The organism is Christiangramia oceanisediminis, from assembly GCF_022570735.2.
In the GTDB taxonomy this organism is placed as follows: Bacteria; Bacteroidota; Bacteroidia; order Flavobacteriales; family Flavobacteriaceae; genus Christiangramia; species Christiangramia oceanisediminis.
In genome coordinates this window covers 635,549-661,997 of record NZ_JANCNS010000003.1, presented here as the reverse complement: position 1 = coordinate 661,997, position 26,449 = coordinate 635,549, and the positions used below count along the sequence as shown (strand labels likewise).

Sequence of the window (26,449 nt, the reverse complement as noted above, 5' to 3'; positions counted from 1 at the left end):
ATTTATAATATATTGACATACAGTTCATTGTGGTTTTTTTTCTTTCTCCAATTATTAAAAGGATTTTCTATGAGAAACTTAGAAAAGATTTAAATTTATAAGCAAATATAATTTTGAAGTAATAGCATGATGAAGAATATAATATGGATACTGGCTATTCTGGTACTTTCGGTTTCCTGTAAAAATGAGGCGAAAAAGTCACAGGAACTTAGCCAGGCTGAAGAAAAAAAGCCTGAACCGGATTCTGAAAACGAGGTTGAAGTTGAACTGATTCGGGAAAAACCTTCAGATATTGATACTCCCGAAGGCATGGTTTGGGTCTCCGGTGTTGAATTTACCATGGGAGCCAGAGATGATGATCCCTACGCACATCCAAGGGAAAAACCTGCGCATGCTGTTGCGGTTGATGGTTTTTTTATAGATAAGACCGAAGTGACTAATGCCCAATTCCGCGAATTTGCAGAAGCCACCGGTTACGTGACCGTTGCTGAGCGACCTATCGACTGGGAACAAATAAAAAAGCAATTACCGCCCGGGACACCAAAACCTCACGATAGCTTGTTGCAGCCGGGTTCGCTGATTTTTAGAAAGGAACTGGAAAGCGTTAATAATCTTTATGACATCTCGCAATGGTGGGAATGGAAAACAGGAGCAAACTGGAAACAGCCACAGGGTCCCGGCAGCAGTATTAAAGGTATGGATGACTACCCGGTAGTACATGTTTCCACCGAAGATGTACAGGCCTATGCCAACTGGAAGGGTAGGGATATTCCAACCGAGGCAGAATGGGAAGCAGCGGCTCATGGAAAAATGCACGGAGGCATTTACACATGGGGTGATGAAGAAACCCCGCTGGTTGAGAATGCCAATACCTGGCAGGGAGAGTTCCCGGTTAAAAATATTCCAGAAGATGGTTATAAATATGCGGCTCCAGTAAAATCCTTTCCGCCTAACAGTTTGGGCATCTATGATATGGCCGGGAATGTATGGGAATTCACTAAAGATAATTTTGATGTGGCCTATTATCAGAATATCGCGCCGGCCGGTTTACAGGTAAATCCCCAGGGTTCACCACGATTTTTCAATCCCGAGAACCCCTATGAAAAGGAGAAAGTGATCAAGGGTGGTTCATTTTTATGTAATAAATCCTATTGCGCGAGTTACCGGGTTTCGGCTAGAATGGGAATGACCCTGGATTCCGGGTCAGACCATGTTGGATTTAGAACCGTAAAGCGAGTGAAGAAATAATTCATCCATAAGAGCCCGGTAGATTAAGCCGGGCTTTTTTATGCGATCATCCAGTTGTCTAAATTGGAGTGCTGATCTTCGGCCTGGCTGCCATCAATCGGGATTCTTACCAGGTCCTTCTTCGTATTGAGATACGAACTCAGGATACGTTCAGTATAACTGGAATTTTTTTGTGGTACCAGGTAATTGCGAAAATCTTCGGCCTCATTGAATTCCTGTGATTGATCAATAAATCCATACCCCGAATATTTTCCCTTGTTAAGGTAGATGAAAGACTTTTCTTTTTGATGTCGGCCCTTTTCAACCAGTAGGCAGGATGCATCAAATTGCGAAACATAATCGACTGCTTTTGCGACCCTTTCATTATATTCTTCCGGCTCGATCTCATTTTTACAGGCTCCGCTGCAGCTGGTAATTTTATAATGATCACAATGCTTAACCCCTGCCTGCAGGCCACAATATTTGGGACATAGATCAAATTTTTTACAGAGCAGTTCGAGGAAGTTAATCGCCTCGTCGCGGGTATAAAAACGCATCCAGCTAACCGGAGCGATCTTATTTTTGTGTAGTGCGAACTGTTCTATGCCTTTTTGGTTATGATAGGAGGTAAGGGTATACGGCCTGGAGATTTTCTTTTGTGCCTTGTTGAACTTAGGATAATGCTTCAGGATAAGTTCAGACTCTCTCAATAGAGCCAGGATCTCGCTGCCGGTAAGTTCATAATCGATGCTATAGGTGGCCTGCATCAATTTATATTTACGGTTCGATTTCTCCTGGAAGTGTGATTTGATCCTGCTTTTTATGTTCTTGGCCTTTCCAATATAAAGAGGAATACCTTCCTTATCTCTAAAAAAATAAACACCCGTGGAATTTGGCAATTTTTCGAAATCTGATTTTTTAAAATTTGGAGGCAGGTACGAAGCTGCGGTTCGTTGGTTCAGAAGTTCCGCGATCACCTCGAATTCGGGATCAAGAGACAGGCAGCGCTTAAAAAGTTCTACCGTTGCTTCCGTATCACCTTTAGCGCGGTGACGGTCCAGGTGAGGAATATTGATAGAGGTGCAAATATTTCCCAGGCTATAGGAAAAAAGACCTGGGATCAGTTTTTTGGTGAGCCTTACCGTACATAGCCTTTTTCGTTTAAAACTGAGTCCAATTTCCTCGAATTCGGCTTTAATGATATTATAATCGAAATTTACATTGTGGGCTACAAAAATACAGTCCTGGGTGATGGCTTCGATTTCTGAAGCGATCTCACTAAACGCAGGAGCATTGGCGACCATCGTATCATTGATGCCTGTAAGACTTTCAATATAAAGCGGAATTTCCTGGCTTGGGTTGACCAGTGAAGTGTATTCATCGATCACTTCCCCGTTCTGGATCACCATAATACAAATTTCGGTAATCTTGTTTCCTTTTATACCGCCACCTGTGGTCTCAATATCCGTGATCGCAAATTTGACATCTTTCATGGGGGAAAATTAGTCTTTATATGGAAAAAATCCAAACATACGGATAAAATCCATTAAAAGGCGTGCTTTGCTGAGTCGTTTTTCAAAAGCTATGCTTACGTGGTTTCCCGTAATATTCAGAAAAACGAAAAAAGCATCCCGAAGGATGCTTTTAAATACTATGTGGAAAATCCTAGTTAGCTCCCTGAGCAGCTTTTATTTGGCCACAGGCTACCGGTAGAAATGGCATTCCGTCCATTCCATGCAATACGATAGCTTTATTTTGAAGGGGAGTTAAATCTTTCGTCACATCTTCAAAGGTCATTTCATATTCAAGGTCTCCATTTTCATCGGCTTCAGGAAATGGGGTAAGTGATAAAAGTATACCGCCATAAAAGGGAGCTCCTTCAGCAACGCTAATCAATCCGTTTCCATCGGTATCTGCACTTTCTGGGGGACATTTGGAATTTCTTTTGTCTTCTACGAATCCATGAATATGTTGGGCGTGAGCACCAGGTTCAAGTCCGGAGGCCGAGATGCGCACGGTAAGGTTAGCACCGTCCAGCACCAGTTCAGCCATTCCGGAAACACCTGATCCGTTCAATTCCCCAAAATTGACGGTATAGGTTTTGGCTTTCGCTCCATTATTGGGGAGATCCTGAGGGGCAATATGTGCATTTGCCGTATTGATCTCCTCGTTTCCCATTTCTTCTTTTGAACATCCTACAATTGAAAACAATGCAATTGAGAGGATTCCGGTAAAAAATAATTTTAAAGATTTCATAATTTATGATTTTAGTTTATATAAATACTTACGGGTTACCTGGAGGTTTCGGTTTTACTTAAATAGTTAATATTCAGTTAAATAGGCTTTGTGTAAGGCTTTGCTTTCAAAGAGATTTTAAATCATCGGCGAGTAAACCATATTGATAGATTAAAGGATTTTTACTATCAGGTTTTTAGGCTGGGATTTTGTTTTTAAAATTGAGATTTCAATTTATTTTTCAAATTCTGGCAAAAAAGATGGAACTTACCTCGATTTTATAAATCATATTTATGGCTTCAGGATTTTTTGCCCTTTTAGATGATATTGCTGCTCTTATGGACGATGTTGCGACCATGGGGAAAGTTGCCGGTAAAAAGACAGCGGGTCTCCTTGGAGATGACCTGGCGGTAAATGCCGAAAAGGCTTCCGGTTTTGTTTCTTCCCGCGAGATCCCTGTTCTGTGGGCCATCACCAAGGGATCCTTTTTAAATAAGGTTATCATCCTTCCTGTCGCTTTTCTCCTTAGTGCGTTCGTTCCCTTTGCCGTTACCGTTATCCTAATACTGGGAGGTTTGTACCTGGCTTATGAAGGTGCAGAAAAGATACATGAGTACCTCTTTCCGCATAAACATCCTTCAGAAAAACCAAAACTTGAAAAAATAACCAAGGAAGAGGCTTTGGCCAGGGAAAAGGAAAAGATCAAATCGGCCATTATCACCGATTTTATCCTTTCCGTAGAAATTATTATCATCGCCCTGGGAGCGGTGAGCGATCAGCCGTTGAGCATACAAATCCCCGTGGTGAGCCTTATTGCCCTGGTTGCTACCGTAGGGGTTTATGGAATTGTGGCCCTGATCGTGAGAATGGACGAATTTGGCGCCAGGCTTATTAACCTTAACGAACGTACCAACAGCTTTTCAGATAAAGTTGGAAGATTCCTGATCAACGCACTTCCCTGGGTGATAAAAGGTCTTAGTGTGATTGGGACTATAGCTTTGATGCTGGTTTCAGGTGGAATTTTTGTGCATAATATTCACTTTATCCATGACCTGGTCCATAATTTCCCATCCATACTTGGTGAATTTCTTGTTGGACTCGTCGTGGGCTTTATTGTTCTTCCAATCGTGAACCTGCTTAAAAAAGCCTGGAAGTCGGTTTTTAAAAAGTAAGCTTATCTTTAGTCTATGAGGCTAAGGAAGAAAGACTATATTTTTGTAGGCATTCAATTTTTATTGTTTGTACTGTATTTGGTTGACCTAAGTTTCCTGAAATTGTTTTTTCCTCAATTTTTGAAAGATGCAGCCCTTGTTTTTGCAATTATGGGCGTAGTGATCACTCTTGTGGCCATGCTTCAGCTTAACCGAAATCTTTCACCATTTCCCACTCCACGACAGGGAGCAAGATTTGTAAAAACCGGTTTATTCAAATACGTGAGACACCCTATTTATGGAGGAATTCTCCTTGGACTATCTGCTTATTCGATTTATTCTGTTTCGGGCTTTCGGGTGCTAATCTGTATAAGTTTATATGCCCTTTTCTATATCAAAACCGAATATGAAGAGAAAAGGTTAGAAGAAAAATTCGAGGAATATCCTGCCTACAGGTCAGGGACTGGAAGGTTTTTTCCGAAGATAAATTGATAGAATCTATAATTATAAATATAGGCTTAATCAATTCCCAATGATTCCTTAAAATCCATGTTTTTTTTCCAGACTTTATTTAAGTTGCCATGCTCTACAAACCGAAAGCGGGAAAAAGAAAAGACGTTGGAACATGAAACGAAAGGTGCATCTTACAAGGCTAAGCCAGAACAGGGAAATCATCGAGGAAACCGAAGTAGAATTCGATATCCTTGGCGAGGAAACCTATAAACACCCGGCGAATAAAAAGGGCATGATCCCCATGAAAACTTCCTTAGGTAAATATGTACATGTGGGTACAAAAGATGGTGATTATCGCAGGTGGTATATAACCGAAAGCCTGAATGAAGAAATGCTCAATTTACCAGAAGAGAACGAAGAAGATTCCTGATCAATTTGCTGTATTATCAATGATAAGCAGGCCTACTGTTGCAATCTTTCAATAGTTAGTATCAAAACTCCAAACGGGGCCAAAAGCCTTGGCTCCCTTATTGTCTTTGGCAGCTATTCTCCAGAAGTAATTTTCATTATCCTGCACCTCCACCAGAAGTTCAGGCTCTGGGACATCTGCCTTATACAGGGATGGAGGATAGGTATTGCTTAAATAGACGTCAAAAGAGAGAGAATCTCCATCCTGATCTGCAGCGGTCCACTTTAATAATACGCCAGTTCCTTCAATAGATGAGTTATTGGATGGGCTTTCAGCGTAAGGGATCTCCGGAATCGTATTATAGGATAGGCGAGGCTCGGTGTAGAAAGATCGTGTTTCGGAATGATCACTAAGACTTCCCTGGTCATCCTTAGCCCTTACCCGCCAGAAATAAACCATGCCTTTCTCCAGTTCAAGGTCTTTAAAGGTATCGATTGTTTCCACTCTTTCATAAATTCGCTGGAAATCCTGGTCTTCTGCAACTTCCAGGACATACCTGATCGCGTCGTCTTCAGGATCTTGAGATTGCTGCCATTCAAAATTAAGCGTAGAATAAGCACAGGCTAGATCCTGTTGCGGGGATACTAAAACCGGTTTGGAAGGCGCCTTGTTTACAGGGTTCTTAATATCCTCTTCCTTATCTGTTTCTACTGCCTCATCACCAGAACAGGCGATCATCAAGAGACCAATTATAATATATGCTAATCTTGAGAATTTCATTTTTTGATCAGTTTTAGACTATGTTGATTTTCTAAATGGATCTGTAGATAATAAATACCAGGAACCAGTGCCCCTGTATTGACCATCAATTCGTTTTTATTACCTGGGCTTAGGTTTTCTGAAGCCATCAGTTGGCCGGAGGCATTGAAAATTTTAACGGGAACAGGTCTCTTAATTGTAGAGGGAATCAGGACCCTTGCTATATCAGTGACCGGGTTGGAATGGAGCCTAACGGAGTTGATGACCGCCATCAAATTCAAATTGCCTTCACACTCGTTAGCCGATTTTACTTCCACCAGATCTCCATCCTTCACAGGGATCTTAAAGTTTTCTACGTGGAAAACCCCAGCCTGCTGGCCATTCACTGTAACTTCGTAAGGACCCGTACCTTTCTTTATTGAGATGTTCATCTTGTTATCCTCGATGCTTTCAACGGCTTTTAAAGATTCACCGGCTTTTATTTCAAATTCCACACATCGCATGGTGTGAGGTTGACCTACTACCTGGACACAGGCCATATAGGTTCCTGGCGATAAGGCCTCGAAAGAAATTCCAAGTGGGAAATAATGTTCTTCGCCATTCAAATTAACCACGTAATCATGTTCTTCCTTTACGTTTATCACGAACTGGCCGTTGTTCCTGCCGGGGCAGGTTTCATCCTTTGTGGAAAATGTAAAATTATCTGCTGGTAACTCCAGTAACTTACAGCCATTCGCATCAACCTCTGCTCCGGGCTCGGTATCAGGACACCTGTCAAGGGAATCTGGGACTCCGTCCTGGTCGCCGTCGCCATTTGCATACCCAATGTAATCTTCTACGATATGATCATATCTGCTAATCGCAAGGCGAGACCAGTTGTGACCATGTTCGGTATAAATTCCCTTTCCTACCAGGTGATAAACGTTTAGAGCATCATTTTCATCGAAGAAGGAAACACTGGGATGAAGAAGTCCCTGGATCCTGAATTGATCTTCATAGTTACCGAACTGATCAAAAACCATCACCAGTTCTTCGTGGGTTACATTCAGCAGGACTTTATTATTCTTTTCAACCAGGTATGGGTAATTTTCACTATAGAAAAAGTTTTGGTCATATTGAACCTCATTTATTAATTCAAGCTCAGGGGAATAGATCCTAATGGAATAATCCTCATAAATGCTAAATATCCAGTTATTGCTAAGGATTACCTGGTTCATGAGCGACCCTCCTGTGATTACCCGGCTGTATTCATTATCTGGAGTTAGCTTATGGATCATTCCGTTGAAATTTCGGTACAAGGAAGAGCTTAAAATAAGGTTACCTTCTTTATCGATCCTATTATTATAACCAACCTCCATAAAATTATCATTATCGAAATCAAGTTGCCTTATCCATGCCTGGTTGCCGTTGAGGTAGCAGGTCACCGATTCTCTTTCGTCGTCAATTTCGTATCTATATTCATCCCCATTGCTGGCAGTGAATTTTAATCCGGGATCTTTCCAAAGGTGGAAATTTTCGTCTACTATTTCTTCGTCTTTATACTCGAGGTTCGAATTAAAACGGATCACCTTTTTGTCATAAGGAGCTTTGGAACCTCCCAGATTTAAATTGTTGGGCCCATAGAACTCCCGGCAACTCACCAGGATATCTCCTGAGTCTTCCTTCACCATGTGATAATTGTAAAATTTTGAAGTACCCTCGCCGTTATAGTGGAATTCAGCTTCCAGGCCTCCGGTTCCGAATTTCCTGATGTAAAAGTTTTCTTCAGAATTATAATCTGAACCTTCATACTTCGCGGCAATGGTAGTCCCTACCAGGTAAATACTTTGATTTATTGAATGGATGTCCTGCGGATGAAAATAGGTTTCTGTGGTCGTTTCGGTGGTTTCCTGCAGCAGGTTCAGCTCGGCATCGTAAATCTGGAGCTGACCAGACAGGGTTCTAACCAGAATTCTATTTTCATAAAGTTTCCCCATATTCCCCGTAATGCCGGTAGCTGTTCGAGTTGAAAGTAGGTCGCCACCTGTAGAATATTTTTCCAGGCTTAGTATGGGTTCACCCTGGTTCCCTGTAGGCTGAGTATTGGCCAAAACCAAAATTTCATTCTGAGGGCTAACCCTTGCGTCTAATAAATATTTGTCGTTTTCCTGATCATCGTCTTTAAAGAATTTAATTTCATTTGATTGATCAACAGATAGCAGGAAGATTCCAGGATGCCGGGATCCGGTATGGTTAAAAAAATCGCCACCTCCCACGTAGATATAATTACCATCGCTGTCTGCAAAGGAAATACTGTTTCTTTCAAATAGACTATTCTTTACTTTATCTACCTGATCTTCTTCAAGATCCAGGAGTTTTTCCCTGGTTTCCCGCTCGTTAAACCTTAGTGAATATAGGGGTTCATCATAAGTTATGGTGTCATATCGCAGACTTAAGCCCAGATAGGAGTCATTATAATCGGTTAACATGTTCAGAGGGCCCTCAACCTCATATTCAGCTGTAGCAACACCCGAAGGAGAGATCCTGAAAAGAGTTCTTTTAGCGTCCATTTGCTGGGCCTTTTGATAGGAAAGGTTGAGAAAACCTTCCGAATCAAAGAAATAATAATATTGTTTCATGTTCAGGGTGGACGTCTCCAAGGGCGTAGGCGATTGGTATTCCCATAATTTTTGCCCGGTAGGGCTATAACGAATTACGCTATAAATAGCCGCGGAGCCGCCCATATAGTTCTTCGAAATAATCCAGATATGGTCCTTCTCATCGATCAAAAGATCCATGGGATAATCATAGCTTATTCCATCCCAGGATAGCTGGTCACTCCAATTTACGTTTAGATTTTGGTCATAACTGAAAATTTTAACGTCGCTAAAGGTGAAATCCTGTTCGGTATACCCTGCTACGATCAAATTACCCCTGCTATCCATTTCAGAAAAGAAAATGGCATCCCTGCTGGTGTGATTATTATTTCCGTAGGTGACCCTATGATCGGGAACTAAGGCTTCCGGAATTTCCTGTGCTGAGCATACTAATGGAAAAAAGATCAGGCATAGGAAAATCCTGAATGGATTTGATTTCATAAAGTTATTGGCTGGTAAAGGCATCCAATATATTAAAAAAATCTTAAAATCATTTGGAAGACAGCGGCAGTAAGGTTTTTTGGATGTTATACCGAATTATGTAATTCCGGTGTTCAATGTCATCAGGAAGATCGAAGTATTACTTCCGAAATTTTCATCCCAATATTTCGGCATATTCAGATTTCAGTTTTCGGAGGTTCTCCTGTTTTCCCGGTTCCAGGTTTTTCCGGGCATACGAAGTGTGAAATTGATGCGCTTCGAGAAAATTGATCTGGATTCGAAACCATTGTTCATTTTCCAATCTGGGATTTAAGAACTGCAGCTCCCTGTAAAGCCGTTCGCTAATTGTTTTATAGCTGGAAGTTCCCAGGTAAAAAAGATCGGCATCTGCAACGATCATTTCATTTAAGTTGAGCGGTTTTTGAGGTACTTCGGTGGCCTTTATCATACCGCACACCTTTTCAATTTCCTCCTTTGTATAATCATATTTAGTTAATTCCCTGGAGGCTATCTGGCAGCCCTTCTTTTCATGATCGTTGATCTGATCCAGGAAACCAATATCGTGGAACAAACAGGCGATTTCGATAAGATGAGCATCCCGGCCTTCAACCGACTCCTTCTTTGCCAGGAATCTCGCCTGATCTATCACCATTTGGGTATGTTCGGCATTATGGTATTGCAGTTCCGGAGGAAGCTTCCTTTTCAAACGATCGATAATGATTTCAAAGATATCTTTAGACATTGGTCTTATTATTTCGGCGTACGATCCCTCCCTTAACTTCCTTAATGCTGTTCACGAAAATAAAAGCATTTGGGTCAATTTCAGAAACCGCGATCTTGATCCTGTGAATTTCCAGCCGTGTAACCACGGTCATAATGATATCGCAATCTGTATTTATATCGTAGGAACCGGGAAGAAATCCTCGCTCTCCTTTATAGACGGTGACTGCCTTATTGTAGTTGTTTACGATCTCAAATTTTATTTGTTCCGATTCCTTTGAGATTATATGGAGGGCTGTATATTCTTCAAACCCGTCAACGACATAGTCGGCAGTCTTCATGGCGGTAAAATAGACCAGGATCGAATACATTCCGGTCTCTATTCCAAAGCGCAGGGCAGCGCCTATGATCATAAGAGTATTGAGGGCAAGGATGATCTCGCCAGAGGTAAATGCCGATTTTTTTTCAGTATACTGTGCGATCACCTCAAATCCATCAATTACACCACCGCCTCGAATAACGCATCCAATGCCGAGCCCAATGAAGAAACCTCCAAAAATTGCGATGAGAACCTTATCATTAGTAAATACCGGGATATTGATAAAGTACATTCCCGCAGAAAGCAAAAGCATTGCTATTAGAGTCTGTACTCCAAAAGTTCGACTGATCTTGTGGTAACCAACTATCAGGAACGGGATATTAAAAACCAATAAAAGCAGGCTTATGTGGAAGTTACCATAACTGCTAATCAGGATAGAGAGCCCTGTAACACCACCATCCAGGAAATTATTCGGAACCATGAAACCCTGAAGCCCAACGATGGCAAGAAGAACTCCTATAAGCGTAAAAGCTATCGAGCGGAACGAAAATATTCTTAACCAGTCTATCTTTTTAGCGGAACTCATAGAAGTGGGTTTTCTTATCACATTTGGAAAAAACCTTTGCTGGTCTTTTATCCGGTTTTCTAATCGTAGCCTACACTTCAGGAGACGATTTTATACTTCAAATTTGGTGGCGATTCATCTTTATAACAGGAAAATATCTGTTATCGCGGATTGTGATCTAAGGGAATCAATAATCTTAATGCAATTATCTCCCATAAATGCCAGGATCATTAGAATTGAGCCCTATCAAAAATGTTAAGACCGAATAATAATGCATTAACAATATACTTTAAAAATTTGATTTACAATAAGAAGGGTTTTTATGCTTGCTTTATCCAGCATAAAATTCGGTAAGGAAAAGCCTTGTTGGTGAAGGAACAATAAGCTCGTGTTAGAATGATTTTACAGGCGCATCCTGAATTCTGAAATGAGTACCAGATTTTAAATAACAGGATCCTTTTTCAGGAGCAGGTATGCAGCACAGAAAACTTGCCTACCGTATCAGGCAGGACCTTTATGTTGCTTCTCATACTGCAAGGTTGAGTGTATAAAGAAATTTTAGAAGGAGGGTTTTTCTAAATAGGTGAAATTCTGGTGCTTTCCCATAGATCGGCAATAGGGCCACCTTTTTGGATTTTCTGCATCAGGGGGCGAGTAAACCTCTATCCTGTTTTATAGTAATATGCCAGCCTTAATCAGCAAAATCGACCCTACTCAACATGCTTCATAAGGCGTGGCATATTATTTTATATCAATTGAAGATCTTTCATGATAGATATCAAATGAGGATTGGTATTCGCATTGAATTCCTCCCGAAGATCTTTTAGCCTTTTCTCGATGGCACTTTTACTGCTTGGTTTGATATTCTTACTTTTCAGTTCCTGTTCTATCTGATCCTGGGTAAGCCCATTAGCCAGGAATTTTACAATATTGATCTCAAAATCATTTAAAACCAGCAAATTGTTTTGGTTCAATACCTTTTGGATGGAAGGGGAGTTATAGGTTTCACCTTTTTCCAGTTTCAGAAGGCCCTCCTTTAACTCCATTAAACCACGGCGATCCTTGCATACGTACCCGTCAATAGTACCTGAATTCCATAATTCCTTCACGGTTTGCGGATGATCTTCGATAGAATTCACCAGAACTTTTAAGTCGGGATATTCTGATTTCAAAATGGCGATCAATTCTTTCCCAGACCTGATCTTTTCTTCCCGATGATCCTCCTTAAAGGAAAGATCACAGATAAGCAGTTCAAATGGCTGCCCATCCTGTGCGGCCTTTTTCGCCAGCAGCCAGGCCTTGTCGCAGTACTGGGCATGGGCCACCTCCGGAATATTCAATTCCTTAAGTACAGACGCAACAGCGTGGTTGATACTGTCCATGTCTTCTGCTACCAATACTTTTTTAAACATGCCGGGTTACTAAATTGGGATCTGAATGAATATTTTCAAACCTCTGTCTGTTTCGGTTTCAAAAGTAAGCTTTCCTTTTATTGAAAAAATACGGTTTTCCACATTCTGTAGCCCATTGCCCGATTTCAGCTGATTTTCTGAGGTGCCAATTCCGTTGTCTGAGTACTGGATCTTCAGAAGATTTCTTTCTTCAGAAAATATGATCGCCACCAGGCTCGCCTGGCTGTGTTTGTTCATATTGATCATAATCTCCTGCAGCACCCGGTATATGATGATTTTTTTCTCTGAAGTAAGACTGTCCCATTTCACCGTGTCTTCACCGCGTAAGATAAGCCTCGTATCCTCTGAAGTAGCTGAACTTAAAGTCGAAATTAAATGAGGCAGGTAATTTTGGCCGAGAGGGATACTGCTGTTTTCCCTGGAAATATTGCGGGTTCGTTTATAGATATGTTCGAGTTTATCCATCATAGCAACCGGAGCTATTTCCTGCATACCGCTCATCACATTGTAAACGTCATTAGCCAGCTCATCATGAATTTTTTTAGAAATCCTGGTTTCTGTATCGTGGGCCTCTTTTATTTTTTCCCTTTCATGTTTTTGCCTTAGATAATAAAAACCGAATCCACCGCTTACCATCAGGAGCAATCCACCTAAGGAAAGTATGATCGTCTGGTTCTTCAATTCTTCGGTTTGCAGTTTTTGTTGCAGGGCTTTAGCATGGAGGTTATTGATCTCCCGTTGCTTTTGTTCTTCATCGTACCTTATTTTGGCAAATAGATTCTTGGCCCTTAGATTTTCAGATCGAATACTATCATTTAACCGAATATATTGCGTGGAAAGTCCCTTCGTTTTTTCGGCAGGAGAAAGATCTATCAGTTTCTGGATCGCATTGAGCTGGGCCGTTTGGCTTCCCGTATTTTTCGCGATTAACAGTAAACTGTCGGAATATTTTTTTGAAAGCTGGCTGTTCTTATCTCTGAAGTAATCTGAAAGGTGATCATAACTGGCCAGGAGCCCGTTTTCGTCGTTCTGCCTGCGCCTTATCTCCTTTGCTTTCAGTAAATCCTCAAGGACCGGTGCAGAAGGATCCTGCAGCCATTTCGTGTAAGCAAGGTTGTCCATGAATCGGGCCCGGGATTTTAAAACAGTGAGATCTGATCTTTCGAGGATGGACTCAAAAATCCTGATAGCTTCATCGAATCTTTTTTCATCCTGAAGTGCAAGCGCGATATTATTCAAATTGCTCAGGCTGTCCCGGCTGCTGGAAGCATATCTAAGTGCATTATTCCATTCTTTTGCCGCATCATCATATAAACCCTGATTTCTATAGGTGGTGGCAATGGTATTATAGATACTGCTTAAATAAACCGAATCATTTTCCTTTAAATATTCCAGGGCTTCTGTGGCCGTTTGCTGGGCGCCTGTATAATCGGTTAACTGACTTTGAGCCGAAGCCATTTCAGATGTTCTTCGTCCGGCATTAGAAGTGTCACCAATTCTTAAATAGATCTCACGTGAAGCAAAGGAATTTTTAAATTGCTTTTCATATTGATTCAGATTTCTGAATGCAGAGGCTTTTCGGTAATAGGCCTTGGCCAGGTATGCGGAGTCCTGTTGAGCCCGGGCTGTGTTAATAAGAGAATCTGAAAAATAAAGCGAACTATCATATTCTTTCAGACTCACATGATAATAGATCTTGTAATCGAGAATATCGGGAATTATAGTGTCTTTTTTAAATTTCAATTCTTTAAGAGCCTTGTTGAAATAGGAGATCTTTTCCCGAAGATCTTTGGCAGTCTTTCCTTTTTCAAACAAAATAAAAGCGGAATCTTTTCGCACCGCCTGCGCATCTTCAGAAAAAGAAGCAGAGCTTTCGCAGGCCGAAATTGAGAGCATCAGCAGGCTACAGATAAAAAACAGGGGGCGTAGATTCATAGCGCGAAAATAGGAAAAGCCGAATAAATACCAGTTTTTTAGTTTTCTTCGTATACAGTTTGTTTTATTGAATCTGATTTATTTTTGAACAGGAGGGCTTAAAATTATGTAACTTTAAGTATGGACCAAAACTACACTATTGTCATTGCTGGCGCCGGCGGTATAGCCAAAGCAGCTGGACTGATGCTGGCCGAATTAAGCCAGGTAAGTCCTAAATTACTCATACTTAACAGGGATACTGACAAGGCGAAAAGGATGGCTCAATGGATCGACAAAGGAGTTTCCAGGAAAACCCAGATCGAGTGTTTTGAATTGCCTGGAAATAGTATTAACAGTTCCCTGAAGAAAAGCCTGCGAAAAGCCGATATACTCCTGGATTGCCTTCCGGGAAGCCTCGCCCCGCAAATGGCCCGGCTGGCTAAAGATCATCATTTACATTACGCGAATCTTACAGAGTATGTTGCCGAAACAGAGGCCATCAAAAAACTGGCTGCTGATGCCGATACCGGCTTTTTGTTACAAACCGGCCTGGCTCCGGGTTATATCAATGTGCTGGGGAATCATCTTTTCCAGGTTTTCTGTAAGAAATATAATGTGAAGAAAGCCGGTTCTATGGCCCTTAAGGTGGGGGCGCTTACCAGGCATGCCGTTGCACCCCACTATTACGGGTTCACCTGGAGCCCGGTGGGAGTAGCTACAGAATATCAAAAGGATGCCGAGGTCATTCGCGATTTTAAAAAAGCTAAACTGCCGTCGCTCTCCGAGAGGGCTGAGATCATCATCGACGGAAAAACCTACGAAGAAGATCTTACTTCGGGCGGTGCAGCCGATCTGCCACAGAGCCTGAGTGGAAAACTTAGATCCCTGGATTATAAGACCCTTAGGTTTCCGGGGCATTACTCCTGGGTAGAAGAGCAACTGAAACCGATAGGGAATCAGCCGGATGCCATAGAAAAATTGCAGGAACAAATGCAGGCGATGATCCCGCATATCGAAGAAGACCAGGTGATCCTTTATGCGTCGGTGGAGGGGAAGGATGCTCAGGGAATCTTACGAAGAATAGAAATCTCTAAGAAAATTCTTCCGCAGAAGATCGGTAAGCATCAACTCCGGGCAATACAAACCACCACCGCGGCTCCGTTTCTGCAATCGGCCATGCTTCTGCTCCAGGATTCCGCCAAAGGGGTCATTCTGCAAAGCCAGATCCCCACCAAAAGCTTTTTGAACGGGCATTTTATTAAACCTATCTACGGCTCGCTGGATCTGGATTCTGTTTCCGATTAAAAAATACCTAAAGCTTCTTTCTGCAGACTCCAAGAATACCTGAAATTTTTCACTCTTATCGGGTCTTATTCGCTTTTGAGTCATTGGCGGGATAGAATGTTCATCCTTTAAATTAAAAGGCTGAGTATAAATGAAAGAAGAGCTGGTGATTACAAATGTCGCTATTATGGGAAGAAATGTTTTAAATAAAGTTTAACGAGTGTAGATCGTCTTAATTATCAGCTTCTTCCTAAATTCTGCTTTTGAAATTAAACATTAAATAACGACTATATTTTTCTTCCTTATTTCCCTTCATTAAGTAAAAGATCATTATAGCTTTTCGATACTGGATCATTGGGTTAGGTAACATGATTAACCATACAATTAGTTGCCGGGAAAGATACTAGCCATTCAACTGTAAACTTATTTTTTAATCCAGCAATATTTTATTTTATGAAAAACATGGATAATCCAGATAACCTGGCTAAATGCCCATTCAGAGGTACCCGGGTTGGTGGTGCTATTGGAACTTCACCACAACTTGACGACTGGTGGCCTAACCGGTTACAGGTAGAACTGTTACACCAGGAACCAGCAGCCGCGAACCCATTGAGAGACGAGAATTACAAGGAGGCTTTTAATAAGATCGACCTTAAGCAATTAAAAAAAGAGATCAAGGATTTACTGGTGGATTCAAAAGACTGGTGGCCGGCAGATTATAATAACTACGGCCCGCAGATGATTCGTATGGCCTGGCATTCGGCGGGAACTTACCGTATCGCTGATGGTCGTGGAGGTGCTGGCCAAGCAATGATGCGTTTTGGTCCGCTTAATTCCTGGTGGGATAATGGGAATATCGATAAATCCCGCAGGCTGCTTTGGCCTATCAAACAAAAATACGGAGCTTCCCTTTCCTGGGCAGACCTTATCGTACTTACCGGAAATTGTGCTTTGGAGATCATGAATTTCCCAACCTTCGGTTTTGGCGGTGGGCGCCGGGATGCCTGGGAACCCGATCGCAGTACTTACTGGGGACCTGAATTCTGGAATGGTAAGCCATTCAAAGAATCCAAGGTGGGTGAATACTACGACGGACATCCGGAACAAATGGTGAGCCAGACATTAAGATGGAAGGGTGAACCATCAGATCCAGATCGTGACCTGGAAAACCCGGTTGCAGCAACTCACCAGGCTTTGATTTACGTAAATCCCGAGGGTCCGGGAGGTAATGGGGAGCCAATGGATTCTGCTATGGCCATTCGGGAATCATTTAAACGTATGGCGATGAATGATGAAGAGACGGTTGCATTGGTGGCCGGTGGACATGCCTTTGGAAAAAGCCACGGAATGGTAAGCGCAGAGAAAATAGGACCTGCACCGGAAGGCGCGCCATTACAGGCTATGGGTATGGGCTGGCAAAATCCTGAAGGCACCGGATTTGGTAAGTATACCATGACAAACGGGATCGAAGGTTCCTGGACACCAGATCCTACAACCTGGGATAATAGTTACCTCATCAATCTTTTCAAATATGACTGGAAAAAGACCGAAAGTCCGGCAGGAGCTGTTCAATGGACTCCCGAGGATGCGAATGCTCCTAAAACACCCGATGCTCACGAGGAGGGAAAGATGAACGATTTGATGATGATGACATCAGATATCGCTCTAAAGGTAGATCCGGCTTATCGTGAAATTTGCGAGAAATTCCTGAACGATTTTGAATATTTTACCGATGCTTTTTCAAGAGCCTGGTATAAATTAACGCATAGAGACATGGGGCCAAAAGATCGTTACCTGGGGCCTGAAGTTCCCGAAGAAGATCTGATCTGGCAGGATCCGGTTCCAAAAAGAGATTATGATCTTATTGGGGAATCAGACATTACTGCTTTAAAACAAAAGATCCTGGACAGTGGACTTTCAGTTTCTGAATTGGTTTCAGCAGCCTGGTCTTCCGCAGCTATCTATCGTGATTCAGATAAACGGGGAGGAGCCAACGGTGCGCGTATAGCCCTGGAACCTCAAAATAATTGGGATCTGAACAGGCCAAGAGAGCTTTATAAAGTTCTGGATAGGTTAAAATCAATCAAAGATGATTTCGACGGAAATCAGTCTGGCAACAAAAAAGTTTCACTGGCAGACCTTGTGGTACTTGGAGGTTGTGCAGCGGTAGAAAAAGCAGCCAGGGATGGTGGCTTCAGCATAGAAGTTCCTTTTACTCCAGGGCGTACAGATGCCACTCCAGACCAGACCGATGTGGAAAGTTTCGACTGGCTGAAACCCGTTTCAGATGGATTTAAAAATTACCATAACGATAAAGTGGGATATCATGTGCCGCCAGAAAGGATATTCCTGGATCGCGCACAGTTGCTTACTTTAAATGCACCAGAATGGACCGTTCTAACTGCAGGTCTGCGAGTCCTGGATCAAAACTTCGATCATTCCAGCCATGGAGTTTTTACCGATCGTCCGGGAACTCTGAGCAATGATTTCTTTAAGGTACTTCTAAGCATGGATTACGAGTGGGTTCCGCAAAACGACAAGGAAATGCTGTTCGACATCAAGCATCGCGAAACCGGCGAAACCAAATATACGGCTACCCGTTGCGACCTTATTTTTGGGTCTAATGCACAGCTTCGAAATATTGCTGAGGTCTATGGTGCAGAAGATGGAAATGAGCGTTTTATAAAAGATTTTGTAAAGGCCTGGGACAAAGTGATGATGCTGGACAGGTACGATGTAAAAGACGATTAGTCTGCGAATCTAATTTTTAATTTAAAGCCCGATATCACCTGACATCGGGCTTTTTTTAACCCCGGCTTAAATTCTATAATGTGGTATTTGGAAGGCGGAGGTTTATTTCATCAATCAAAAACTCGTTAATCCATGTATTCAGAGCTTTTTGATCGAGTTTGGTACTAAAAGCGGAATCGGAGGGAACGACCGATTTTAAAAGTATGTTGAGTTTACAGGGCTTTCCAGAGGACAGGAAAAATTGGTCACCGGATTGGTCTCGCTTTAACAAAGTTTAACTCTTTTGCTTTATTATAATTGATCTTCGTCTCATTTGATATAAAATGAATCCTTTTAATCTATTTTTAGTCGAAATCAACACTTATATGTATAGGTATGTAAATTAATATCGTTCTTCAATAATATATGTGAAAGCATAAAAAATAGAACAAATTAAATTGTATTTATTTCATATAATTTGGTAGATCTACTGTAAATTATACGTTATAACGTATAATGGAAGAGTTAGCAGAATTTGTAAAATCCTGTAGGAAAGAGGTTAATCTTACCCAGGAAGAGTTTGCAGAGCGGGCAGGGGTAGCACTAACCGTTATTCGAAAGATCGAACAGAATAAAACGTACCTAAACCTTGAAAAGATAAACCAGGTCCTTAAAATGTTCGTTTACAAACTTTTACCGGTAAGCTTTAAAGAAATAGACTATCGGTAATTTAATAAAAAAGCTGGGAGTTTCAATATCCCCAGCTTTAAATAGTAAATTGAAGAAAATCAATCTTCGATGTTTTTTTTAATCTTCGTATGCCGAATCATACCCTACTGTCCATTTCGAACCAAGACTAATAGCTGGTTGCCCATTTCCACAAGGCACGTATGAATTTACACTATAATAATTATTACCATTCATCCCAGGTCCAGGAGTTACACTTAAGGTCCCGTCTTCTACAAATTCTGCACTTTCAAGAACTATTCTAAATTCTTCAGTTCCATAAGAGCCGGTAAAGCAATCATGTAAATATTTTAATTGACAACTAGTAAATAAGGTAATATAGTTTGTTCCTGCAGGCATTCTAACATTCTGGAATTCTGATATTACATCAAGCCAATAATTGCCACTACTAGATTTTTGTTGAACTGCGAAATTGAAAATAGCATCTTGGGGCATAGTTTTATCAAATGCTATCTGCACATCATTGGTAGCAGGTAGTGTGCCATCTGGAGAGCATTCTCTAGTAGGTGAATAATTCATTACGTAATTCAAGTTAAAAGAAGTGAATTGACTATTTGCAACGATTATTTCTTCCTCAGGTATTGATTCATTGGTACAGGAAATTAAAAAAGCACAAATTGCGAGGTAGGATAAGATTCTTTTCATTTTTGAAGAGTTAGGTTAAATTAATTTTTAAGCAATACATCAATATCTGCTAAGTTATTTAAGTTGTTTGTTTTAACTTCGTGAATAACCTTACTATTTATAAGTGCCAACCTTACCATTCAAAAGAGATATTTTAATTTAGAACAGTGTTTGAGGAAGTAAATTGAGGTTTAACCTTCTAATACCTTTTCATTTCAAAAAATTTTGGGATCTATCACCCAAAAGATGATAATCAGTTTTACTAAGCCAGCTAATCAATTTAAAGGATTATCGGAAGGGTATGCTTGAAAAAAAGTGGATCTCAAAGAGACCCACTTTCGAACATTGGATAGATATTAGGTTAATAGATCAGTAAAGGTATTCCAATGCTACTTCGTCATAATATCCAAAGTTTCCTGATTCCGAAGCACTAAAACATGCTAGCATAAGTGAATTGGAGTCATACCCGGTAGGAGTTCCAGGTATATGAACAGCGCCATAAGGTTCAGCATCCTCACCACTTTGTCCACAACTTTGACGGCTAAACCAGTCGGTGTGACGAAGACCTAATGTATGGCCAATTTCGTGTGTCAATACATGTTCATTTGTGGCGGTGCTGTAGTTTTCCATTCCATCGAAAATTTGGATATACTGGTACGGGTCTCCGTTGCTTGGGAATCCGGCTACACCTCCGGCACTTCCATTCTGGGTTTGATAAACAACAATGTCATAAGACTGATAATTTGTTCCAAAGGTTAAGGTGAAATTCAGACCTATACTCAAGTCGTTGTAATTTTGAATTGCGCGTTGTAATGCGGAGCGTTGCTTGGAGGTTAGACCTTGACCATATCCACCGGTATATCCTATAACATTTACTGTTCTTGGGCTACTTACCAGGTTGTAGGTACGGTACTGTTTTGAGGTGATATCGGCCGGTTGCATTTCAGCAAGAGCTTGAGGGCTCATAAGAATATCTCCTTCAATTTTAAAAACTGACTCAGTCTTTCCTTCCAGGTTTTTTTGAGTTACAACTTCAATATGCTTAGAATTGAAATTTAATGATTTAACCTTTTCACGAACCTCTTTGGTTACTTGAAGATCTTGATCTAAATCAATCTGTGTCATAGCCTCCTGGGGGGGCTCTTCAGGGGAGGACTCATTTTTCTCACAGGATGTAAATCCAATTACGGCAACCATAGCAGTTCCAAATAAATACTTTTTAATCATAATATAGTAGTTTGGGTTATTAACTGCTCAAAATTAACGGTTTAGATTGCCATAGGTATAAGGATATACCTTAGAATTATTACGGTTTTAAATTATATTAGAAATTTGGTTTTGATTAAGTTAGCTGCTTCCAATTATAAACTTTGAGTTTATTTAATCTTCAAGATTTAAAAAAAAAGGACCCTACAATTTTTTAAATTTTAAAAATTAGGGTTATGAAAAATTACTACTTCTCAATACTTCTTTTATTTTTTCTACCAGGTACGATTGTAGCTCAGGAATTGGTTTTAAATACGGAGCTAATTAGCAATAGACAAGTTTCCCGGTCATTATTCGATTCTTTAGCATTTAGGGATTTGAACTTTTTAATTGTTGGAGATGATTCCCCGAAAGAGGGCTTAAGTTATGAGTATGCAGACGATCTTTCCACTCTTGAAGCTAGTGTATATATTTCTAAAGTAAATTTTTTAGGCGTGGACTTTATAACAGCTGATGGTGATTTTTCAGCTGATTCCGGAGTGTATTTTTTTGATGATGCAGCAGGTAAGAAAGCAACTATTTCGATAAACTTTTTTGGAATTGCCAAATATTTTAGAAGATTTGATCCTTTGTTCTCGAAAAAAGATGAAATCGCGACATTAGATAAGGAACGGTCTTTTGCCAATATGAGGAGTACTCATCGCCAGGCTGAATATTTGATTCAATTATATTCAAAATACGATACCCTGGTTAGAATACTTGAAAATCAAAATGGTTTCACACAATTATCAGAATCAAAGAAGGTTAAAGAGAACCTAAAAACGCTGAAAAATGAATTTGCAAGAATTTTTTCAGACTCTATAGATAAATATAAACGGAAAGTTTCATTGCAGGAGTACCAAATTAGCGAGAAGGAGCTCAAGTTTAATCATAAATTTATCGATAAGGATGATGCTTCCATTTCCCAAAATATTGCTACTAGTTTGAAAGGTTATAGAACTAATCTCATAATTGAAGAGATTTCTAATTTAGAGAAGAAGATAGAATCTATTAGAAGCAATTTACATAAAATCGAAGAAGAAGAAAACCGCGATGTCTGGAATTCAAAACATATATTGTATGCTGGTGCATCGCCTTATTATGGAAGGGAATCAAGAAACGCATATATTCAAATCACGAATAATCCCGGATATAAATTTGAAACCGTTAGTAGAGATATCTACGGAGCTAGATTTCATACAGGTTACTTTATACAGAGTAAAAGTAAATATGTGAGCAAATTTTTTGCATTACTTTCTTTTGATTTAGGCAGGTCCACCAATTACGACGATTTATCGGTATCTACTATACAAATAAGAAACCAGATAGCAGGTAATGAAAATGTGGAGTCAATTACTGAAAAGAAAGCATATGAAGGTTCAAAGCCTTATGAATATGCCTTTAAATCAGGAGCATCTCTAGAGTTGTACTATTGGCCGTGGGATAGGGGAGGTGTTTTCACCTCAATTGGGTATGAAAATAATGATTTCGAATTGGACGAGTTAGATAATGATAAAATACCCTTTAGAATAGGTTTATTATGGGATTTTAAAAGGGCGGATAAATCTGGTAAAATCGCGATACTACAACTTTTCGCAGACCGGCCAGATTTAAATGTACACCCTAGGAATGACAAAGAAGGATTAAGATTTGGGCTTAAAGTTGGGATCCCAATAAATGTAAAAGATAAGTTATAGTTGAAATGTTAATGAAGAAACTAGTCTTCCCAACCACAAATGGTTTTTCCTAATTTCTTAGCATTTTCAAGAGTAATTTCTTTGATGTTGGATCTACAAGCATTCAAACCCCTACAAGATTTAGAAAAATGATATTTTTTACCATTCTGACTATTGCAAATGAATACATTTTTAAGTTCTGGATTAGAAACCAGATCATATCCAGAGAAATTGGTGGCAACTGATAGGAGTATAGTAAAAATGAACTTTTTCATGTCCAAAAATTCAAGCTCTAAATAAAATCTTTGATGATTTCTTCCATATTTGAGGGTAAGTCAGCATTCATAATCTTAAATCTTTTTACATTCATATTTTCGAGCCAATCTGACCAATATTTTCGAATTACTTCTTCCTCATAATCATTTTTTGGATCGGGATTAATACCTAGAACTAGGATTTCAAGATTACTTAAATCCTTATCAAGGTTAATATAGCCAAAATTATTTTCCTTATAACGATCTATCCAATTGTTAGAATTAAGGCCAACTGATCTTATATATTCGGGTGTTAAATAGGAAGTTCTATTTTCCTCTTTAATTTTGGTGTCTTTATGGAAAATATAACCGTCTGTCATAATAACTAAAACGTTTCGATAACCCTCTTCAACGCAGTAATCTTGAATGTTAGTTTTGAAGAATCTCCAGGTATCTGAGCCTATATAGTTATTATCTTCAATTGCCAAATTATAAATTTGGGTGGGATAGGTTCTATAGTTGTGATCAAAGGTTTCTAATAAATCTTTAGAGATATTATGTCTTGAAAAATTAAATTTTAATTTTTCTGAGATTTCATTTATTTCAGGATTTGAAGGTTCTGGTTCGAAAAATACCTGAATCTTTTCGTTGATCTGACGAATTTTTTTTGAATTCAAGTGATTTCTAAAGGCTCCCGCAACTGATTTGATGTAAGCTGCATCTCTTTTATAATATGCCATCGCATCGTTGGGGTATTTGTTGGGATCGATCCTATCTGATAAGTCGAGTAAGAAACTTATATTTAAGTTTTGTTCAGGCTGCCTTACCCCTGAGTCTCTGTGTACAGTCGATTGAATATCTGTTGTATTATGATTTTGTTCGTTCTGGCAGGCGACAAGTGCTAAGAAAAATATTAATGATATATGTTTAAAATTCATGAGATTTAATTTTTAGAGTAAACAAGATGTTGGAAGTCCTGTTCGGAAAGATTCATTTCTTTAAGGTGGGTTTGTGCCATTTGGTCACAGGCACTAAGAAGTTCTTCTTTTTCTTTGTTTGGTAATGCTATTTCAGTATTTATTGCCTGGAACCAGCCCTCTTTGTATTGATTATGATATAATAAGTACTCCTTAATGGGAAAAATGAATCCGTTTATTTTTGATTGGATTTCAGAAATACTACCCTGAACCTCCGTTATTTTATTTTTAAATTCATCCTTCTTGATTATTATACCTTCCTTTATTCTTTCCAGGTTTTTAATTTGCTCTTTTTTATTATTAATAAAGACCTTAATCTTATCAAGGTTTTCATGCTCCTTCATGATGAAGTCAAAAACCAGTCCCCAGATAATGTAAACCACAAATCCGGCAAAAATTATCATCCAGAATTCCGCTTGGCCAAGTGCTACTTCCAAGTTATAATCTGGTGAATTTAGAGTTCGATTAAAATCGTAGATTTTCTTTTCAATTTGATAAGCAAGCAAACCATCAAACAAAAAAGTTATTATTAATAGAGCGGCGAGTTTTAAATAGTTTACAAAGCCACTACCTTTTTGCATCATATGTATAACATATCCCAAGCCCATAAAAACAAAAGGAATTGTAATTACTAATAGTCCTTCAAGCCAACTGTCTTCAAAGGCATTATTTAAGGCATCCTTATCAAATATTGCAGCAGTCAATACATCATTCGTGAATTCCTTGAAAAAAGCGGAATATGAAGCAGATATATAAAATACCAATAGGTAAAGGGTAATAGGTAATAAAACTGCTAAACCAATATAAAATTGAGCTCTTGGTCTTTTGTCTGCTTCAACTCCATACTTTTCAGGAGCATTTTTAACATCAACTATATCATGCCTAACAGATTCAATTTTTTTGTTTAAATCAATTTCTTTTTCATCGAAAATGGAAAGGCCTGTCTCCAGCTTTTTTAACTCAGTACGCAACTTTTCCTGCTCTTCTCTATAGGGTTGTTTCAACTTCTCCTGTTCAGCATTTTGTCTGCGACATTGATCTTCGAAACTGCTAAATAAGTTTTGCAAACAGGCCTGTAGCACAATAGGTTTTCCAGACGCTTTTGTAGATGCGGCAAAACCACTTTGATAATAAGTTATTCTAATTTGCTCTCTATCAATATCAGTTTCCATAGAATCGTTTATTTCTACCGGAGCATCTTTAATTCGAAATAGGTTTTTTATAGATTCCATTTTCAGTTATTTAATTCATTTATAAGTGTTTCTTTTTTTACACCGTTTTTAACGCATTCCAGTAAATAAGCAGATAATTGTTCAACATTCTCTTCGAGAAATTCAAACTTCCTGCAGTATTTTCTTAAAGTGCTTTTTTCATCTTCAGTAATTACATTATCTGCTAGAATCATAGTAGCCAGGTCGTACAAGTATTCAATCCTAGTATTTAAATCTTTTGGAATTGTAGATGAATGATCAACTGGATTAAGGAGTAATCTATCCAACTCTTCTCTAGGGACTCCGCGGTCATCAGCAAAGGAATAAAGAGTCTTTAATTCGAGTACATCAAATTGATCATCGGTTAATGCCATTTGGTAAAGCCTTAAAAAGTGGCTTTTCAGTTCGGTTGAAATAGCGGTTTTGCTCATGGTAATACAATTAAATTAGTTAAAAAGGAATTCCACTTTTTTAGCATTGACATTCAGACCTATCCACATACGTCTTATTACCACTGCTATTTATATAATAGCAACCTCCTTCGGGCCCAATATCTAGTAGGTTTCCATTATGCGTACCGCACTCGCTTCTTAAATCATCTGAGGTATCGGATTCTCCATCAGGACTGCATGCAGCCAGTAAGATTAGACAGGGTATAAGAAAATAGGTGAGAAATTTTTTCATATAAGAGTTTACTTCCAGAACTAAATTTAACATGCCTGAAATTTAAACTCTTACGGTTTTCCGCAAATTGAAGATTATTGAAAATTTTAGATAGCTAATCCAAAAACGTACTAAATGATCTGGAGATCCTTAAGCACAGTAATTAAATGGGGATTAGTTTTGGCTTCAAAGAGTTCCCGTAATTCTTTAAGTTTTTTTTCGATGGAACTCTTGCTGTTTGGTGAGATCTTGTAATTCTTAAATACTTGATGAATTTCCTCCTGACTATATCCTTTTGAAACGTATTTTAAAAGTTCTAATTCATAATCAGATAATTCGATGACATTACTTTGTGATAGTATACCTTCTATAGAAGGCGCCAAATACTTATCGTTTATCGTTAATTTTTTAATGGCTGTTTCAAGACTTTTAAAACCATTTCTATCTTTAATAACGTAAGCGTCAGCGATCCCGGAACTCCAAACCCTTTTTACAATACTTGGATGTTCTTCTACTGTATTTATAATGATTTTTAGGTCTGGTATTTCCTTTTTTAAAAGACTTGCTAATGCTTCACCTGATTCTATTTTTTCATTTCTATGATCAGCCTTAAAGTTTAAATCACAAATTAAAAGATCAAAAGGTTTATTGTCTAAGGCAGCGCGCTTTAATTTAAGATATGCCTCATCACAATACTGAGAATGAGTAATTTTTTCTATTTCTAAATTCTGTAAAACTTCTCTAATTCCTAGGTTTACGAAGTCTTGATCTTCGGCTATAAGTACGTTGTTAAACAT

Annotated in this window: 23 protein-coding genes; 8 read left to right on the top strand and 15 right to left on the bottom strand. The window is 39.4% G+C overall.

Annotated features, from left to right (window positions below; all coding sequences use genetic code 11):
• The first annotated feature begins 126 nt into the window (after positions 1-126).
• On the top strand, positions 127-1,248 hold the full coding sequence (locus MKO06_RS15775) for a formylglycine-generating enzyme family protein (protein ID WP_256946194.1): 1,122 nt from the start codon (positions 127-129) through the stop codon (positions 1,246-1,248).
• Between the two features lie 38 nt (positions 1,249-1,286).
• Here the strand turns inward: MKO06_RS15775 and MKO06_RS15770 are convergent, their stop codons facing one another.
• Together MKO06_RS15770 and MKO06_RS15765 are read right to left on the bottom strand one after the other, a co-directional pair.
• Positions 1,287-2,720, bottom strand: coding sequence for an exonuclease domain-containing protein (locus MKO06_RS15770; RefSeq protein WP_241552223.1), 1,434 nt, complete (start codon positions 2,718-2,720; stop codon positions 1,287-1,289).
• A gap of 172 nt (positions 2,721-2,892) precedes the next feature.
• A complete protein-coding gene (locus MKO06_RS15765; protein ID WP_241552222.1) occupies positions 2,893-3,483 on the bottom strand; it encodes a hypothetical protein in 591 nt (196 codons plus the stop codon).
• A gap of 272 nt (positions 3,484-3,755) precedes the next feature.
• On the opposite strand from MKO06_RS15765, the gene MKO06_RS15760 reads away from it, so the two are divergent.
• From MKO06_RS15760 to MKO06_RS15750, 3 genes are all read left to right on the top strand, one after another.
• Positions 3,756-4,634, top strand: coding sequence for a DUF808 domain-containing protein (locus tag MKO06_RS15760; RefSeq protein ID WP_241552221.1), 879 nt, complete (start codon positions 3,756-3,758; stop codon positions 4,632-4,634).
• Positions 4,635-4,754: 120 nt separating this feature from the next.
• Complete coding sequence (locus MKO06_RS15755; RefSeq protein ID WP_241552220.1) at positions 4,755-5,105, top strand: methyltransferase family protein; 351 nt, start codon at positions 4,755-4,757, stop codon at positions 5,103-5,105.
• Between the two features lie 133 nt (positions 5,106-5,238).
• On the top strand, positions 5,239-5,496 hold the full coding sequence (locus MKO06_RS15750) for a hypothetical protein (protein WP_241552219.1): 258 nt from the start codon (positions 5,239-5,241) through the stop codon (positions 5,494-5,496).
• A 48-nt stretch (positions 5,497-5,544) separates the two neighbouring features.
• On the opposite strand, the gene MKO06_RS15745 is transcribed toward MKO06_RS15750, so the two are convergent.
• From MKO06_RS15745 to MKO06_RS15720, 6 genes are all read right to left on the bottom strand, one after another.
• Complete coding sequence (locus tag MKO06_RS15745; protein WP_241552218.1) at positions 5,545-6,255, bottom strand: fibronectin type III domain-containing protein; 711 nt, start codon at positions 6,253-6,255, stop codon at positions 5,545-5,547.
• The gene (locus MKO06_RS15740) at positions 6,252-9,311 is read right to left on the bottom strand and encodes a T9SS type A sorting domain-containing protein (protein ID WP_241552217.1); all 3,060 of its coding nucleotides are present in this window, start codon (positions 9,309-9,311) and stop codon (positions 6,252-6,254) included. The genes MKO06_RS15745 and MKO06_RS15740 overlap by 4 nt, the downstream gene beginning before the upstream one ends.
• Before the next feature lie 154 nt (positions 9,312-9,465).
• The gene (locus MKO06_RS15735) at positions 9,466-10,053 is read right to left on the bottom strand and encodes an HD domain-containing protein (protein WP_241552216.1); all 588 of its coding nucleotides are present in this window, start codon (positions 10,051-10,053) and stop codon (positions 9,466-9,468) included.
• The gene (locus MKO06_RS15730) at positions 10,046-10,936 is read right to left on the bottom strand and encodes a YitT family protein (RefSeq protein WP_241552215.1); all 891 of its coding nucleotides are present in this window, start codon (positions 10,934-10,936) and stop codon (positions 10,046-10,048) included. Before MKO06_RS15730 ends, MKO06_RS15735 begins: the two co-directional genes overlap by 8 nt.
• Positions 10,937-11,661: 725 nt before the next feature.
• Entirely contained in the window at positions 11,662-12,327 is a 666-nt protein-coding gene (locus MKO06_RS15725) for a DNA-binding response regulator (protein WP_241552214.1), read from the bottom strand.
• A gap of 9 nt (positions 12,328-12,336) precedes the next feature.
• Complete coding sequence (locus MKO06_RS15720) at positions 12,337-14,262, bottom strand: ATP-binding protein (RefSeq protein ID WP_241552213.1); 1,926 nt, start codon at positions 14,260-14,262, stop codon at positions 12,337-12,339.
• Positions 14,263-14,382: 120 nt separating this feature from the next.
• Between MKO06_RS15720 and MKO06_RS15715 the strand changes: the two genes are divergently transcribed.
• From MKO06_RS15715 to MKO06_RS15705, 3 genes are all read left to right on the top strand, one after another.
• Positions 14,383-15,546, top strand: a complete 1,164-nt coding sequence (locus MKO06_RS15715) for a saccharopine dehydrogenase family protein (RefSeq protein ID WP_241552212.1) — start codon at positions 14,383-14,385, stop codon at positions 15,544-15,546.
• A 432-nt stretch (positions 15,547-15,978) separates the two neighbouring features.
• On the top strand, positions 15,979-18,276 hold the full coding sequence (gene katG, locus MKO06_RS15710) for a catalase/peroxidase HPI (RefSeq protein WP_241552211.1): 2,298 nt from the start codon (positions 15,979-15,981) through the stop codon (positions 18,274-18,276).
• 495 nt (positions 18,277-18,771) lie between these two features.
• Positions 18,772-18,984 carry a helix-turn-helix domain-containing protein gene (locus tag MKO06_RS15705; RefSeq protein WP_241552210.1) on the top strand — a complete coding sequence of 71 codons (213 nt, stop codon included), beginning with the start codon at positions 18,772-18,774 and terminating at the stop codon, positions 18,982-18,984.
• 78 nt (positions 18,985-19,062) lie between these two features.
• On the opposite strand, the gene MKO06_RS15700 is transcribed toward MKO06_RS15705, so the two are convergent.
• Both MKO06_RS15700 and MKO06_RS15695 read right to left on the bottom strand, forming a co-directional pair.
• Entirely contained in the window at positions 19,063-19,647 is a 585-nt protein-coding gene (locus MKO06_RS15700; RefSeq protein WP_241552209.1) for a hypothetical protein, read from the bottom strand.
• A 348-nt stretch (positions 19,648-19,995) separates the two neighbouring features.
• Complete coding sequence (locus MKO06_RS15695; protein ID WP_241552208.1) at positions 19,996-20,853, bottom strand: M57 family metalloprotease; 858 nt, start codon at positions 20,851-20,853, stop codon at positions 19,996-19,998.
• Positions 20,854-21,068: 215 nt separating this feature from the next.
• Between MKO06_RS15695 and MKO06_RS15690 the strand changes: the two genes are divergently transcribed.
• Complete coding sequence (locus MKO06_RS15690) at positions 21,069-22,568, top strand: hypothetical protein (protein ID WP_241552207.1); 1,500 nt, start codon at positions 21,069-21,071, stop codon at positions 22,566-22,568.
• Positions 22,569-22,588: 20 nt separating this feature from the next.
• Here the strand turns inward: MKO06_RS15690 and MKO06_RS15685 are convergent, their stop codons facing one another.
• From MKO06_RS15685 to MKO06_RS15665, 5 genes are all read right to left on the bottom strand, one after another.
• Positions 22,589-22,822, bottom strand: a complete 234-nt coding sequence (locus MKO06_RS15685) for a hypothetical protein (protein ID WP_241552206.1) — start codon at positions 22,820-22,822, stop codon at positions 22,589-22,591.
• 17 nt (positions 22,823-22,839) lie between these two features.
• Positions 22,840-23,739 carry a hypothetical protein gene (locus MKO06_RS15680; protein WP_241552205.1) on the bottom strand — a complete coding sequence of 300 codons (900 nt, stop codon included), beginning with the start codon at positions 23,737-23,739 and terminating at the stop codon, positions 22,840-22,842.
• A 5-nt stretch (positions 23,740-23,744) separates the two neighbouring features.
• Positions 23,745-25,010, bottom strand: coding sequence for an ABC transporter permease (locus MKO06_RS15675; protein ID WP_241552204.1), 1,266 nt, complete (start codon positions 25,008-25,010; stop codon positions 23,745-23,747).
• Between the two features lie 2 nt (positions 25,011-25,012).
• Positions 25,013-25,420 (bottom strand): hypothetical protein, encoded by a 408-nt coding sequence (locus MKO06_RS15670; protein WP_156283500.1) that lies wholly within the window; start codon positions 25,418-25,420, stop codon positions 25,013-25,015.
• A gap of 363 nt (positions 25,421-25,783) precedes the next feature.
• Positions 25,784-26,449, bottom strand: coding sequence for a response regulator (locus MKO06_RS15665; RefSeq protein ID WP_241552203.1), 666 nt, complete (start codon positions 26,447-26,449; stop codon positions 25,784-25,786).